The following is a 14,624-nucleotide window of genomic DNA, read 5'->3' as shown; positions in this document are numbered from 1 at the left end:
TTTACCTCACAACGCCGCGCGCAGCGCTTCACGAATCAGGGTTTCACTGGTGGCGTCCGGTTTAGCAATTTTGCTGACCATCCGGCTCGCTTCCTGAGGTTTATAGCCCAGCGCCACCAGCGCGGCAACCGCTTCCTGCTCCGCATCATCGTCAGACGGACCCGCAGGGGATGTCAGCACCAGATCGGCTGCTGGCGTAAACAGATCGCCATGCAGACCTTTGAAGCGGTCTTTCATTTCGACAATCAGGCGTTCTGCCGTTTTCTTGCCGATGCCAGGAAGTTTCACCAGGGCCGCCAGCTCTTCACGCTCAACAGCATTCACGAACTGCTGCGCCGACATCCCGGACAGGATCGCCAGGGCCAGTTTCGGGCCGACGCCGTTGGTCTTAATCAGCTCTTTAAACAGGGTACGTTCCTGCTTGTCATTGAAGCCAAACAGCAGCTGAGCATCTTCACGCACGATAAAGTGGGTAAAAATTATTGCCTCTTTACCCACTTCCGGCAGTTCGTAGAAACAGGTCATTGGCATATGGACTTCGTAGCCCACGCCTCCGGTCTCAAGCAGCACTATCGGGGGTTGTTTTTCGAGGATGATGCCTCTGAGTCTGCCTATCACGTGACGCTCCTGCGTTAAGAACTAAAATTTACCGCTGCCATCATAAAAAAAGGCTGGATAAACATCCAGCCTGATTTTTCATTTAACGCAATCGGCCTCGGGCCAGATTGAGCCGCGATTCGCTTATTTGCATCGCGTTCTGGGTGACGTGGCAATGGGTTATCGCGATGGCCAACGCATCGGCGGCATCCGCCTGCGGATTGGCCGGCAGTTTCAGCAATGTGCGCACCATATGTTGCACCTGGCTTTTATCTGCCCCGCCATTGCCCACCACGGTTTGCTTGACCTGTCGCGCAGCGTATTCGAACACGGGCAGGTCCTGATTCATCGCCGCGACAATCGCCACGCCGCGGGCCTGACCGAGCTTCAGCGCCGAGTCGGCATTTTTCGCCATAAACACCTGTTCGATGGCGAAAAAATCCGGCTGGAACTGAGTGACGATCTCCGTCACGCCTGCATAGATAAGCTTCAGGCGCGACGGCAGATCGTCCACTTTAGTGCGGATACATCCGCTGCCCAGGTAGGTTAACTGACGCCCGACCTGGCGGATGACGCCATAACCGGTGATGCGTGAGCCGGGGTCAATGCCGAGAATGATCGCCATCACGCCTCTCCGGTTGTCGGTTTAGGCTCAGCCATTACAGCGTTGCCGCAACCTCGTCGGAGATTTCACCGTTGTGGTAAACTTCCTGCACGTCGTCGCAATCTTCGAGCATGTCGATCAGACGCAGCAGTTTTGGTGCGGTTTCCGCATCCATGTCCGCTTTGGTGGACGGGATCATGGTAACTTCAGCCGCGTCGGCTTTCAGGCCCGCCGCTTCCAGCGCATCACGCACCGCGCCCATCTCTTCCCATGCGGTATAAACATCAATCGCGCCGTCGTCGTAGGTCACCACGTCTTCAGCACCGGCTTCCAGCGCGGCTTCCATGATCACATCTTCGTCGCCTTTCTCGAAGGAGATCACGCCTTTTTTGCTGAACAGGTAAGCTACGGAACCGTCGGTGCCCAGGTTGCCACCGGTTTTGGTGAAGGCGTGACGCACTTCAGCAACGGTACGGTTACGGTTGTCGGACAGGCACTCAATCATGACCGCCGTGCCGCCTGGACCGTAACCTTCATAAATGATGGTTTCCATGTTGGTGTCATCGTCGCCGCCTACACCACGGGCGATAGCACGGTTCAGCGTGTCACGGGTCATGTTGTTGCTCAGCGCTTTATCGATCGCTGCGCGCAGACGCGGGTTAGAACCGGCGTCGCCGCCGCCCAGACGGGCTGCAGTCACCAGTTCGCGAATGATTTTGGTAAAGATCTTACCGCGCTTGGCATCCTGTGCCGCTTTGCGGTGTTTGGTGTTGGCCCACTTACTATGACCTGCCATAAAAAGTTCCTCAAAAATTATCCTGCGCCGTTCAGCCACCAGTTGCGTTGGCTACGCCCGCTTACACCCGTCACTTACCCACGTAAGCGACTGGCGATGCTCGGCCTTGCCGTCTTCCTGGTCACTGAAATGCCTGGAAATTAATTAACATTGATTACAAATTCTTCAATCGCCTGCCGGTTGCTCCACGACTTGGTTAAGCCTGCGGCCTCGACCGCATTAACCCAGCGGTAAGTCAGGTGTTCGGTGAACACGATCTCCCGCTCGTGGGGAAGCGCAAGGCAGAACCAGGATTCTGTATTGCGTTCGGTCCCCGGCGCATAGCGATGGCGTAAATGGCTAAAAATTTCAAAATCCACCGTGCGCTGACAGTCCGTCAGGGTCAGTTGCTCGCGAGCAACATCAATGGCGACCTCTTCCTTTACTTCGCGCGCGGCGGCCTGCAGCGCGGTTTCACCTTCTTCCAGACTGCCGGTTACCGACTGCCAGAACGCGGGATCGTCGCGCCGCTGCAACATCAGCACCCGCTTCGTGTCCTGGGCATAAATGACAACTAAGACAGAAACGGGAAGCTTATATGTCATATCAGTTTTTCTCTTCCTTTTTCACCACTTCGATACCCAACTCGGTCAGTGAGGTTGGGTTAGCAAAGCTTGGCGCTTCGGTCATCAGACAGGCCGCAGCGGTGGTTTTCGGGAAGGCGATAACATCACGGATGTTGTCGGTGCCGGTCAGCAGCATGGTGAGACGATCCAGACCAAACGCCAGGCCTGCGTGCGGCGGTGTGCCGTACTTCAGGGCGTCCAGCAGGAAGCCAAACTTCTCGCGCTGTTCCTGTTCGTTGATGCCCAGAATGCCGAATACGGTCTGCTGCATGTCGCCGCTGTGAATACGCACGGAACCGCCGCCGACTTCGTAGCCGTTGATCACCATGTCGTAGGCGTTTGCCACTGCATCTTCCGGGGCGGCCTTCAACTCTGCCGCGGTCATCTCTTTCGGAGAGGTGAACGGGTGGTGCATCGCGGTCAGACCGCCTTCGCCGTCGTCTTCAAACATTGGGAAGTCGATTACCCACAGCGGCGCCCATTTGGCTTCGTCGGTCAGGCTCAGGTCTTTACCCAGCTTCAGACGCAGGGCACCCATTGAATCCGCTACCACTTTCTTATTGTCTGCGCCGAAGAAGATCATGTCCCCGTCCTGGGCTTCAGTACGCGCCAGAATGGATTCCACGATGTCAGCGTTGAGGAATTTGGCAACCGGGCTGGTGATGCCTTCGATGCCTTTTGCACGTTCGGTGACTTTGATATAAGCCAGGCCTTTCGCGCCATAAATCTTGATGAAGTTGCCGTAGTCGTCGATTTGCTTACGGCTTAAGCTTGCGCCACCCGGTACGCGCAGAGCAGCCACGCGGCCTTTCGCATCGTTAGCCGGGCCGGAGAAGACGGCAAACTCAACGTCTTTTAGCAGGTCAGCAACGTCCACCAGCTCCATCGGGTTACGCAGGTCTGGTTTGTCGGAGCCGTAACGACGTTCCGCTTCGGCGAAGGTCATGATTGGGAAATCGCCCAGATCCACGCCCTTCACGTCCTGCCACAGGCTGCGCACCAGCGCTTCCATCACTTCACGCACCTGCTCGGCGGTCATGAAGGAGGTCTCGACGTCGATCTGGGTGAATTCAGGCTGACGGTCAGCACGCAGGTCTTCGTCACGGAAGCATTTCACGATCTGATAATAACGATCGAAACCGGACATCATCAGCAGCTGTTTGAACAGCTGAGGAGACTGTGGCAGCGCGTAGAATTTACCTTTATGTACACGGGACGGCACGAGGTAGTCACGTGCGCCTTCCGGGGTCGCTTTGGTCAGCATCGGGGTTTCGATATCGAGGAAACCGTGATCGTCCATAAAGCGGCGCACCAGGCTGGTGATTTTCGCACGGGTTTTCAGGCGCTCGGCCATTTCCGGGCGACGCAGGTCGAGGTAGCGATATTTCAGACGCGCTTCTTCGGTATTGACGTGGTTGAAGTCCAGCGGCAGTGATTCTGAACGGTTAATAATGGTCAGATCGGTCGCCAGCACTTCGATTTCGCCGGTCGCCATGTCGCTGTTGATGTTCTTTTCGTCACGCGCACGCACGGTGCCGGTCACCTGGATGCAGAACTCATTACGCAGCTCGGAGGCCAGCTTTAACGCGTCGGCACGATCTGGATCGAAAAACACCTGCACGATGCCTTCACGGTCGCGCATATCGATAAAGATAAGGCTGCCAAGATCACGACGACGGTTGACCCAACCACACAGGGTCACCTGCTGTCCGACGTGGGACTGACGCAGCTGCCCGCAATATTCTGTACGCATGAGATATCCCTTAACTTAGCCGCAGGCTACAAGGTCGCAGCTTTCTGTATGTCAAACTGGATGAAAAAAGGCGGCTATTATACTGGAAATTCCGCCAGACGATAAGAGAGAAGCACACCAGACGCGCGATTGCTGCTCGCATCTTGCATATTCTCACAAAAATTAACAAAAATATCAGGCCCGGAACACGCCATGGCAGCGTAAGGTATTAGCAACACTAACTATTTAACAGGAAAAACCATGTTGACATTCGACGCTGCTAAAACTGCCCTGGTCGTCATCGATTTACAGGAAGGGATCCTGCCCTTTGCCGGTGGCCCGCATACCGCCCAGGACGTGGTCAGCCGCAGCGCCCGCCTGGCAGAAAAATGCCGCGCCAACGGTTCGCCGGTGGTGTTGGTCCGTGTCGGCTGGTCTGCTGACTTCGCCGAAGCGCTGAAACAGCCTGTCGATGCCCAGGGGGCGGCCCATGCCCTGCCGGACAACTGGTGGGACTACCCGCTGTCACTTGGCAAGCAGGAGAGCGATATTGAAGTGACCAAACGCCAGTGGGGCGCTTTCTACGGCACCGATCTTGAGCTGCAGCTGCGTCGTCGCGGCATCGAGACTATAATTCTCTGCGGGATCGCCACCAATATTGGCGTGGAATCTACCGCGCGCAACGCCTGGGAGATGGGCTTTAATCTGGTGATCGCCGAAGATGCATGCAGCACGGCCACCACCGAGCAGCATCAGGCCAGCATGACCCATATCTTCCCGCGCATCGCCCGTGTGCGCAGCACTGAAGAGATTATCAACGCGCTATGATCTATCTGGGTTTACCCCAATGGTCGCACCCGAAGTGGGTGCGGCTGGGCATTAACGGTCTTGAAGAGTACGCCCGCCACTTTAACTGTGTGGAGGGCAACACCACGCTGTACGCCCTGCCAAAGGCCGAGGTGGTGGCGCGCTGGCGGGAGCAAACCCGCGACGATTTTCGTTTTTGCTTTAAATTCCCGGCCACCATCTCCCATCAGGCCGCGCTGCGTAATTGCGACGATTTGACCGAGGAGTTTTTCTCCCGGCTGTCACCGCTGGCGAACCGCATCGGCCAGTACTGGGTGCAGCTCCCCGCCACCTTTGGCCCCCGCGATCTGCCTGCATTATGGCAGTTCCTCGATGGCCTGCCCCGGGAATTTACCTACGGGGTTGAAGTTCGTCATCCTGAGTTCTTCATGAAAGGCGAGGCAGAGCAAGCGCTCAATCGCGGTCTGCACGAGCGCGGCGTCAATCGAACCATCCTTGACAGCCGTCCGGTACATGCCGCCGTGCCGCACAACGAAGCCATCATCGACGCCCAGCGCAAAAAACCGAAAGTGCCGGTGCATGCGGTGATGACCGCCAGCAACCCGATGGTGCGTTTTATCGGCAGCGACAATATGCCACAAAACCAGGCGCTGTTTGCCGTCTGGTTGCAGACCCTGGCGAAGTGGGAACAGACCGCCACGCCGTATCTTTTTTTACATACGCCTGATATTGCCCAGGCACCTGAACTGGTCGATGCTCTCTGGCAAGCCTTGCGGGACGTGGCTCCGTCGATAGGCGATGCCCCCACCATTCCGCAGCAATCTTCTCTTTTCTGATCCCAGCCCCTATCATATGAAGTGCCATCTGCCAAAAAACAGGGAGTTTGTATGGTTTGCGCGCTGTATGCGGTGCTGGGTGCGTTACTGTTAATTAAGTTTTCGTTCGACGTTGCGCGCCTGCGGATGTTATACCGCGTCTCTTATGGCGACGGTGGGTTTTCGGAGCTGCAAACCGCGATCCGCATTCATGGCAATGCGGTGGAGTACATCCCGGCTGCCTTGATCCTGCTGTTGTTTATGGAAATGAACGGCGCCGAGACCTGGATGGTGCATGTCTGCGGCCTGCTGCTGATTGCCGGACGCCTGATGCACTATTATGGCCTGCATCAGCGGCTGTTCCGCTGGCGCCGCTCCGGTATGAGCGCCACCTGGTGTTCGCTTGTGCTAATGGTGCTGGCTAACCTGTGGTATATGCCGTGGGAGTTGGTTTTCTCATTGCATTAGCGCACAATACGCCCCTTTATTTTTCCCGGATTTTTACGTTATGTCAGATCGCGACACGCTTTTTTCTGCGCCTATCGCCAGTCTGGGCGACTGGACCTTCGATGAACGGGTAGCGGAAGTCTTCCCGGATATGATCCAGCGCTCGGTTCCCGGCTACTCCAATATCATCTCCATGATCGGCATGCTGGCGGAACGTTTTGTTCAGCCCGGCACACAGGTCTACGATCTGGGATGTTCACTGGGCGCGGCCACGCTGTCGGTTCGTCGTAACATCAAGCACGACGGCTGTAATATCATCGCTGTCGATAACTCACCGGCAATGGTAGAACGTTGCCGTCGCCATATCGACGCCTGGAAAGCGCCGACTCCGGTCGAGGTGGTCGAAGGCGATATCCGCCATATTGAGATTAAAAACGCCTCGATGGTGGTGCTGAATTTTACCCTGCAATTTTTGGAGCCGGACGATCGCCAGCTGTTGCTGGACAAAATTTATCAGGGGCTGAACCCTGGCGGCGCGCTGGTGCTGTCTGAGAAATTCAGCTTCGAAGATGCCACCGTCGGCGAACTGCTGTTCAACATGCACCACGATTTCAAACGGGCCAACGGCTACAGCGAGCTGGAGATCAGCCAGAAGCGCAGCATGCTGGAGAACGTGATGCTGACCGACTCGGTTGAAACGCACAAGGCCCGCCTGCATAAGGCCGGGTTCGCCCACAGCGAGCTGTGGTTCCAGTGCTTTAACTTTGGCTCTCTGGTGGCGCTTAAAGGCGGTGAGGCATGATTGATTTCGGTAACTTTTATCAGCTGATTGCTAAAAATCACCTGTCGCACTGGCTGGAAACCCTGCCTGGGCAGATCGCCGCCTGGCAGCGCGAATCGCTGCACGGCCAGTTTAAGCAGTGGAGTAACGCGGTCGAGTTTCTGCCGGAGATGACCCCTTATAAGCTGGATCTGCTGCACAGCGTCACCGCTGAAAGCGAAACGCCGCTGAGCGAAGGCCAGATGCTGCGCCTCGACAAGCTGATGCGCAATCTGATGCCATGGCGTAAGGGGCCGTTCTCCCTGTATGGCATGCATATCGACACTGAATGGCATTCAGACTGGAAATGGGACCGCGTGTTACCGCACCTGTCCGATTTAACCGGGCGTACCATTCTGGACGTGGGCTGCGGCAGCGGGTATCACTTGTGGCGCATGATCGGCGCAGGCGCCCATCTGGCGGTCGGTATTGACCCAATGCAGTTGTTCCTCTGTCAATTCGAAGCCGTGCGCAAACTGCTGGGCAACGACCAGCGCGCGCACCTGCTGCCGTTGGGCATCGAGCAGCTTCCGGCTCTGGCGGCATTTGATACTGTCTTCTCAATGGGCGTGCTCTATCATCGCCGTTCCCCGCTGGAACACCTGTGGCAGCTGAAAGATCAGCTGGTCAGTGGCGGCGAACTGGTGCTGGAAACGCTGGTGATTGAGGGCGATGAGAATGCGGTGCTGGTGCCGGGCGACCGTTATGCGCAGATGCGTAACGTCTATTTTATCCCATCAGCGCTGGCGCTGAAAAACTGGCTGGCGAAGTGCGGTTTTGTTGATATCCGCATTGCAGATGTTTGCGTCACCACCACCGAAGAGCAGCGCCGCACCGAGTGGATGACCACCGAGTCGCTGGCCGAATTCCTCGATCCTGACGATCGGACAAAAACCATTGAAGGTTATCCGGCGCCGATCCGTGCGGTATTGATTGCCACTAAACCCTAGTGTTTTGCCGGGTGGCGGCTTCGCCTGACCCGGCCTTAATCGGGCGCGTTTTATCCCGACTATTTCAGGTTGCAGCGGCGTGGCTTGAAACAGGAAGGATAAAATGGACAAAAAAAGACCCCTGTTGAAATTGCAGGGGCCTGGTACAAACAAGCATCATATTGGGCGACATGATGCGCGGTAAAAACTGTTTCAGCGGCGAAACCTTTCGATTATCGCCTTCATCTCTGCAACCGACTCGCCATCGACGCCATAGCGGGAATATTCATCCGCTTCGGCATCCGTCGACATCGACAAGCCTGTGTTGCGATAGCGCATGGGTGACGGCAACCATTTGCCTGCCGAGCTGTGAAGCTCTTCTACCCCTGCCTGTAAAAACGTTTCCAGGTTAGCGGCGCGAACGCCAGCACCTGCCATTATTATTGGAACACCTGATCGCCCTTTTAGTTCCTTAATTAATGAAATACCTTTTTCGGCAGAGGGCTGCTGGCCGGAGGTGAGCACCCGTGCAACCCCCAGTTCCGCGAGGTTTTCAAAGGCTTGCTGCGGATTTACGCACATATCGAAGGCGCGATGAAAAGTTACCGCCATCCCCTGCGCGGCGGCCATAATCTGGAGCATGCGCGGCATATCGATATGGCCATCCTCATTCAGCAGGCCGGTTACCAGCCCCGGGAAACCCAGTTGCTTCACAAGGGCGATATCGTCCAGCATGGCGTCAAACTCGCCCAGGCTGTAGCAAAAGTCCCCGCCGCGGGGGCGAATGATCGGATGCACCGGGATACTTACCGCCTGACGCACCGATTTCAGCACACCATACGAGGGGGTCAGCCCGCCCTCTTTCGGGGCCGCACAAAGTTCAATACGATCGGCACCCTGCTGCTGCGCGGTCAGGGCACACTCCATGCTGTAACAACAAATCTCCAGCAATGCCACGAAACCTCCTTACGATGAGTTGGGTTTTGCATCATGCCATGCCGCCTTATCTGCGACACGGCGTCAGCTCACAAAGTCTTATGCATTATTCTTCGCTGGCGACAATCTCTTCGATGGTCCATGGGTGAAACTTCACCGTCACGCTGCCATCGGTGACCGCCAGCGTCGGGTTCGGCAGACGTTCGCGCTCCCCTTTTGGTGAACTGGTTTTGACAAAGATCCCCGGCTGGCTCAGTCCGTGGTCAGACAGCAGCGCCAGGGCACGGGCATTCAGGGTATCGGGGTCGCCAGGCAGCACGATTTCGATGTGCTCCCAGCCTTCGAGGGGATAGCGTTTCTCACCCGGCCACGGCAGTTCAACGACCGTAAAGCGCCAGTGAGCAACGCACACCGGCTCATGCAACTTAAACAGGCAGATCGGGCGGCCATTGATGATGTTTCCCGAGAGCAGCTCGCCGCACTGCTCAAATCCGCGTCGCCAGCGTTCGGCGGTGGCATTCTGGTGGCAGCGCAGAGAGATATGGTCTGCTGCGAGCGGGGCAATATCCAGCCCCAGGCGCCCGGTAAGTGCTGTAAAAGCCTGGGTGAAACGCGGTAAATCAGCTGCAATATCCTGCAGCTCGTCAACAGATTGCCAGTTCGCCATCATTCCTACTCTTATCGTCATGCAAAAGCGTTAATTTACTCTGTTGCAGCCCGGCGACCAACCGCTGATTTGAGCCAGTGCTGACGGCAACGGGCAATTGCAGTATACTCCCGGCCTAAATTCTTTAACGGGCGCGGCAGCATGATGGCCCGCGTCAAAAATGTAAGGTATCCCGGTGAATATTCAGGCTCTTCTCTCAGAAAAAGTCAGTCAGGCACTGATTGCTGCAGGCGCACCTGCAGACTGTGAACCGCAGGTTCGTCAGTCAGCGAAAGTACAGTTTGGCGACTATCAGGCCAATGGCGTGATGGCAGTAGCTAAAAAACTGGGCATGGCGCCGCGACAACTCGCAGAGCAGGTCCTGACGCATCTGGATCTCCAGGGTATCGCCAGCAAAACCGAAATCGCCGGGCCGGGCTTTATCAATATCTTCCTCGACCCTGCTTTCCTGGCGCAGCATGTTGATGCAGCCCTGAAATCCGACCGTCTGGGCGTGGCGCAGCCACCAGCGCAAACCATCGTCGTTGACTACTCCGCCCCTAACGTGGCGAAAGAGATGCACGTTGGTCACCTGCGCTCCACCATTATCGGCGACGCCTCGGTGCGCACCCTTGAGTTCCTCGGTCATAACGTGATCCGCGCGAACCACGTCGGTGACTGGGGTACCCAGTTCGGCATGCTGATCGCCTGGCTGGAAAAACAGCAGCAGGATAACGCGGGTGAAATGGCGCTGGCCGACCTCGAAGGCTTCTACCGCGACGCGAAAAAGCACTATGACGAAGACGAAGCCTTTGCCGAGCGCGCACGTAGCTACGTGGTGAAACTGCAGGGCGGCGACGAGTATTTCCGTCAGATGTGGCGTCAGCTGGTAGACATCACCATGTCCCAGAACCAGCTCACCTACGATCGCCTGAATGTCACCCTGACCCGTAAGGATGTGATGGGCGAGAGCCTGTACAACCCGATGCTGGCCGGGATCGTGGCCGACCTGAAGGCCAAAGGGCTGGCGGTCGAGAGCGAAGGCGCAACGGTGGTCTTCCTTGACGAGTATAAAAACAAAGAAGGCGAACCGATGGGCGTCATCATCCAGAAAAAGGATGGCGGCTACCTCTATACCACGACCGATATCGCCTGCGCCAAGTATCGTTACGAGACGCTGCATGCGGATCGCGTCCTCTATTACATCGACTCCCGTCAGCACCAGCACCTGATGCAGGCGTGGACCATCGTGCGTAAAGCAGGCTATGTACCGGATTCCGTGCCGCTGGAACACCACATGTTCGGCATGATGCTGGGCAAAGACGGCAAGCCGTTCAAAACCCGTGCGGGCGGCACCGTTAAGCTGGCAGATCTGCTGGACGAGGCGCTGGAGCGTGCCCGTCGTCTGGTGGCCGAGAAAAACCCGGACATGCCTGCTGACGAGCTGGAAAAACTGGCTAACGCCGTCGGTATCGGTGCGGTGAAGTATGCGGATCTCTCCAAGAACCGTACCACCGATTACGTGTTCGACTGGGATAACATGCTGGCCTTCGAAGGCAACACCGCCCCGTATATGCAGTATGCCTATACCCGTGTGCTGTCCGTCTTCCGTAAAGCCGACATTGACGAAAGCGTGCTGGCCCAGGCGCAGGTGACCATCAGCGAAGATCGCGAAGCACAGCTGGCGGCGCGCCTGCTGCAGTTCGAAGAGACGCTGGCCGTGGTCGCCCGCGACGGTACGCCGCATGTGATGTGTGCCTACCTGTACGATCTGGCGGGTCTGTTCTCTGGCTTCTACGAACACTGCCCTATTCTCTCTGCTGAGAGTGAAGCCGTGCGCAACAGCCGCCTGAAGCTGGCGCAGCTGACGGCGAAGACCCTGAAGCTGGGTCTGGATACCCTGGGTATCGAAACCGTAGAACGTATGTAATCAGGTGTGATGATTGGCTAGCCCCGGTAGCGAAACGCCATCAGGGCTACAGAACGAATAAAAAACCCGGCATCTGCCGGGTTTTTTATTATCAGAAGTACTTGCGGAGATATTCCGTTAAACAGAGGATCGCCATCGCCTGGCCGTACGGCATGGAGGTTAGCGGGATCTGGCGATAGAACTCCAGATCGCTGCCCATCCCGGTTCCAAACGAGGTTTGCAGCAGTTCGCCGTCCGGGGAGATGTTCTTCACAATCCCGCGAATGGCTTTCTCGGCAACTATGGCGTATTCCGCCGCCACATAACGCTTACGCACCGCTTTCAGGATCCCGTAGCTGAACCCCGCCGTCGCCGAGGCCTCCAGATAGGAGTTTGGATCATCAAGCAGCGTATGCCACAGGCCGCTCTCATCCTGACATTTCGCCAGGGCGGCGATCTGCGCATTCAGCACCTGCACCAGATAACGGCGCACGGCGTTGTTCTCCGGCAGATCCACCAGCTCCAGGAAGTCGGGTATCACGATGGTCAGCCAGCTGTTGCCGCGTGCCCAGCGGGCATTGGCAAAGTTGTGCTGACCGTCGTAGTTCCAGCCGTGGAACCATAGCCCGGTCTCCCGATCCATCAGGTTTTGCACATGCAGCAGGAACTGATAGACCGCCTCTTCCACGTATTCCGGTTTATTAAGCAGTTTGCCAATCTTCGCCAGCGGCAGGACGGTCATCATCAGGGTGTCATCCCACATCTGCTGATGGTTCTCTTCTGCCAGGGTGATGTGCTGCATACCGCCGTGATCGGTGCGCGGCATGTCGTTCATCGCCCACTCTGCCCAGCTCTCCAGCCACGGCAGCCATGCCGGGTTGCGCGTCTCTTCATAGCGATACGCAAGGGTCAAAAACGGCGACATGGTGTTGACGTTTTTGGTCGTGGCCCCTTCGGCGAAGCGGTCGGCAAACCAGCTGTCGATGATATCGCGCATGCCTTCATCCCCGGTCTGGCAGTAATACTGCCAGATACCGTAGAGACCGACCCCATGCGTCCACTCCCAGCCCGCCCAGCCTTTGGTGTCGATTACGCGCCCGTCGTCCAGCCGCAGTAAAAACTCGCCGGTTTTATCGTGAATGTTCACCAGGTTATGCGTCACTTTCTGGATCAGCGCTTTCAGTTCATCCCTGGCGATAAAACGCTCGGGCTGACGCAGTAACGGGCTATGTTTGACAGGCCAAACCTTCATAATCTTAACCTCTGTTGTATGTCGAATTCAGTGGAGCACGTTCTTTCAGGGACGGTGCAGCGGGTTTATTGCGATTCAGATAGCCGATGTTGTTGTTACCCCACAGGCAGTCGTACGGCATACCGGCCAGCATTTCGACCGTAGCGCGCGCCTGCGGTGTAGCGGTCTCCGGCATTGCACGGCCAGACTCACGCATTTTGGCGGTCTCTTCACGCAGCGTGCTGTGCGTTTGTAAGTTCAGCTTAAAGCGCAGTGACACCAGGAAGCCGCAGCACAGGACCAGAATGGTGCCCACGCTCAGGATCATCAGGATGGTGTGGCTTACCTCTTCAGGCTGTACCTTCTGCCCGCTGACAAAGCCGGACATCTGCATGACGATACCTACAAGCATGATGGCCCCCGCCTGCGACGCTTTGCGGGTTAAGGTCATGATGCCTGCAAAGATGCCTTCGCGACGTTGACCGGTGATCACTTCATCCACGTCAGCAATGTAGGTGTAGGTATTCCAGGGTACATAGTTGATGCCACCGCGACCCAGACCTGCCAGAGCAGACACCAGCAACAGCAGCGCGTAGATATCGCTCATACCGGCATAATAAAGCCCTGCGTAGGAGAGCGACGCCAGACCAAACAGCACCACCACCATGCGGTAGGACGGGGCCGGGCCAAAGCGGATGCACAGTGGGATCATGGCGATCACGGCGAGGAACTGGAAGATGGCCATCGTGCCCAGCAGGTTCGAGGCCATTGACGCTTCCTGCATCAGCACAAAGACCACGTAGTAGGTAAAGACGGCGTTAAACACGTCCTGCGCGATATAACCCCCGAGGTACATGCCCAGATGCTGACGGAAAATTTTGATCCGCAGGGTGGAACTTAACTCAACGAACAGACGGTTCAGGCTCTGACCGAGGGTCAGTTTTTTCTTCTCTTCTTCTGCACGCAGCGCGGCTTCGCTCCACTCTTCACGCGGGCGTTCCCAGGTAAAGAACCAGACGAAGGTGAGCATCAGGGCGCACAGCACCGAGAACACCAGGCTGGCATAGAAGAAGGAGATGGCATTGTCTTTGCCAAAATGGGTTAACAGAATGCCCGGCAGGAACGACGCCAGAATGGCCGACATCTGCGCCATAGAGATACGCGCGCCGGAGAACTTAGTTTTCTGTTTGAAATCATCGGTCATTTCCGGCACCAGCGTTTCGTACGGTACCAGGATCATGGTGTAAACAATATCAAAGACCAGATAGGTCAGCAGGTAGTACCAGAAGCCCATATCCCCGACCCACATCAGCGAGTAGCTGAAGACGCACGGGATACCGAGCAGGATAAAGAACTTACGGCGGCCAAAGCGTTTGCCAAGCCAGGTGGTACCAAAGTTATCGGTCAGGAAGCCCATCAGCGGACTGACGACGGCATCGAGCACCCTTGCGGCAGCAAAGATGAAGGTGGCCTCAATCGGCGTAAGGCCGCAGAAAGTGGTATAGAAATAGAGCAACCAGGCAGCGGTTAACGCTGTGGTTCCCGCTCCGAGAAAATCGCCCGATCCGTAGGCCAGATAGTTTGCAAGTCCAATTTTACGTGTTTTCATTACCGTCGACCCTGTAAGTTTCAGATGACTCCCGGTTAACCCGGAGGGAACGGGAGTGTCTACAGGGTTACAGTAAAAGTATCCCTACGCGGATACCTTTCTGTTTCTGCCACCGCTATCCGGCAACTGGCAAAAATGCAA

General features: G+C 56.5%; 15 protein-coding genes. 6 read left to right on the top strand and 9 right to left on the bottom strand.

Features of this window, described 5'->3' with window-relative positions:
* Positions 1-6: 6 nt before the first annotated feature.
* The 5 genes from ruvA to aspS all read right to left on the bottom strand — a co-directional run bounded on the left by ruvA (position 7) and on the right by aspS (position 4,355).
* Positions 7-618: a Holliday junction branch migration protein RuvA gene (gene ruvA, locus C3F35_RS20775; RefSeq protein WP_032611945.1), complete on the bottom strand. Its 612-nt coding sequence runs from the start codon at positions 616-618 to the stop codon at positions 7-9.
* An 82-nt stretch (positions 619-700) separates the two neighbouring features.
* Positions 701-1,222, bottom strand: a complete 522-nt coding sequence (gene ruvC, locus C3F35_RS20770) for a crossover junction endodeoxyribonuclease RuvC (protein WP_032611947.1) — start codon at positions 1,220-1,222, stop codon at positions 701-703.
* A 34-nt stretch (positions 1,223-1,256) separates the two neighbouring features.
* Entirely contained in the window at positions 1,257-1,997 is a 741-nt protein-coding gene (locus C3F35_RS20765) for a YebC/PmpR family DNA-binding transcriptional regulator (RefSeq protein ID WP_032611949.1), read from the bottom strand.
* Positions 1,998-2,137: 140 nt separating this feature from the next.
* Positions 2,138-2,581: a dihydroneopterin triphosphate diphosphatase gene (gene nudB / locus C3F35_RS20760; RefSeq protein WP_032611952.1), complete on the bottom strand. Its 444-nt coding sequence runs from the start codon at positions 2,579-2,581 to the stop codon at positions 2,138-2,140.
* Between the two features lies 1 nt (position 2,582).
* Complete coding sequence (aspS, locus tag C3F35_RS20755; RefSeq protein WP_032611955.1) at positions 2,583-4,355, bottom strand: aspartate--tRNA ligase; 1,773 nt, start codon at positions 4,353-4,355, stop codon at positions 2,583-2,585.
* A gap of 240 nt (positions 4,356-4,595) precedes the next feature.
* Here aspS and C3F35_RS20750 point away from each other — a divergent pair, with 240 nt between their 5' ends.
* From C3F35_RS20750 to cmoB, 5 genes are read left to right on the top strand one after another with little or no spacing between them, the layout of a single operon-like run.
* Positions 4,596-5,162 (top strand): hydrolase, encoded by a 567-nt coding sequence (locus tag C3F35_RS20750; RefSeq protein ID WP_059307632.1) that lies wholly within the window; start codon positions 4,596-4,598, stop codon positions 5,160-5,162.
* A complete protein-coding gene (locus C3F35_RS20745) occupies positions 5,159-5,977 on the top strand; it encodes a DUF72 domain-containing protein (protein ID WP_059307631.1) in 819 nt (272 codons plus the stop codon). The genes C3F35_RS20750 and C3F35_RS20745 overlap by 4 nt, the downstream gene beginning before the upstream one ends.
* 51 nt (positions 5,978-6,028) lie before the next feature.
* Positions 6,029-6,424 carry an MAPEG family protein gene (locus C3F35_RS20740; protein WP_032611959.1) on the top strand — a complete coding sequence of 132 codons (396 nt, stop codon included), beginning with the start codon at positions 6,029-6,031 and terminating at the stop codon, positions 6,422-6,424.
* Positions 6,425-6,464: 40 nt separating this feature from the next.
* A complete protein-coding gene (gene cmoA, locus C3F35_RS20735; RefSeq protein WP_077227042.1) occupies positions 6,465-7,205 on the top strand; it encodes a carboxy-S-adenosyl-L-methionine synthase CmoA in 741 nt (246 codons plus the stop codon).
* A complete protein-coding gene (gene cmoB, locus C3F35_RS20730) occupies positions 7,202-8,173 on the top strand; it encodes a tRNA 5-methoxyuridine(34)/uridine 5-oxyacetic acid(34) synthase CmoB (protein ID WP_032611961.1) in 972 nt (323 codons plus the stop codon). Before cmoA ends, cmoB begins: the two co-directional genes overlap by 4 nt.
* A 192-nt stretch (positions 8,174-8,365) precedes the next feature.
* Here cmoB and cutC read toward each other — a convergent pair whose 3' ends face one another.
* Together cutC and C3F35_RS20720 are read right to left on the bottom strand one after the other, a co-directional pair.
* On the bottom strand, positions 8,366-9,109 hold the full coding sequence (gene cutC, locus C3F35_RS20725) for a copper homeostasis protein CutC (RefSeq protein ID WP_103792078.1): 744 nt from the start codon (positions 9,107-9,109) through the stop codon (positions 8,366-8,368).
* Positions 9,110-9,194: 85 nt separating this feature from the next.
* On the bottom strand, positions 9,195-9,755 hold the full coding sequence (locus C3F35_RS20720; RefSeq protein WP_103792079.1) for a VOC family protein: 561 nt from the start codon (positions 9,753-9,755) through the stop codon (positions 9,195-9,197).
* 175 nt (positions 9,756-9,930) lie between these two features.
* Here C3F35_RS20720 and argS point away from each other — a divergent pair, with 175 nt between their 5' ends.
* Positions 9,931-11,664, top strand: a complete 1,734-nt coding sequence (gene argS / locus C3F35_RS20715) for an arginine--tRNA ligase (protein WP_032611966.1) — start codon at positions 9,931-9,933, stop codon at positions 11,662-11,664.
* Positions 11,665-11,755: 91 nt separating this feature from the next.
* Here the strand turns inward: argS and bglB are convergent, their stop codons facing one another.
* Entirely contained in the window at positions 11,756-12,895 is a 1,140-nt protein-coding gene (gene bglB / locus C3F35_RS20710; protein ID WP_032611967.1) for a beta-galactosidase BglB, read from the bottom strand.
* 4 nt (positions 12,896-12,899) lie between these two features.
* A complete protein-coding gene (locus tag C3F35_RS20705) occupies positions 12,900-14,483 on the bottom strand; it encodes an MFS transporter (RefSeq protein ID WP_032611968.1) in 1,584 nt (527 codons plus the stop codon).
* Positions 14,484-14,624: the final 141 nt, after the last annotated feature.

The organism is Leclercia sp. LSNIH3 (assembly GCF_002935105.1).
Taxonomy (GTDB): Bacteria; Pseudomonadota; Gammaproteobacteria; order Enterobacterales; family Enterobacteriaceae; genus Enterobacter; species Enterobacter adecarboxylatus.
The sequence above is the reverse complement of the archived record's forward strand: the minus strand, read 5'-3'. Positions and strand labels throughout refer to the sequence as shown.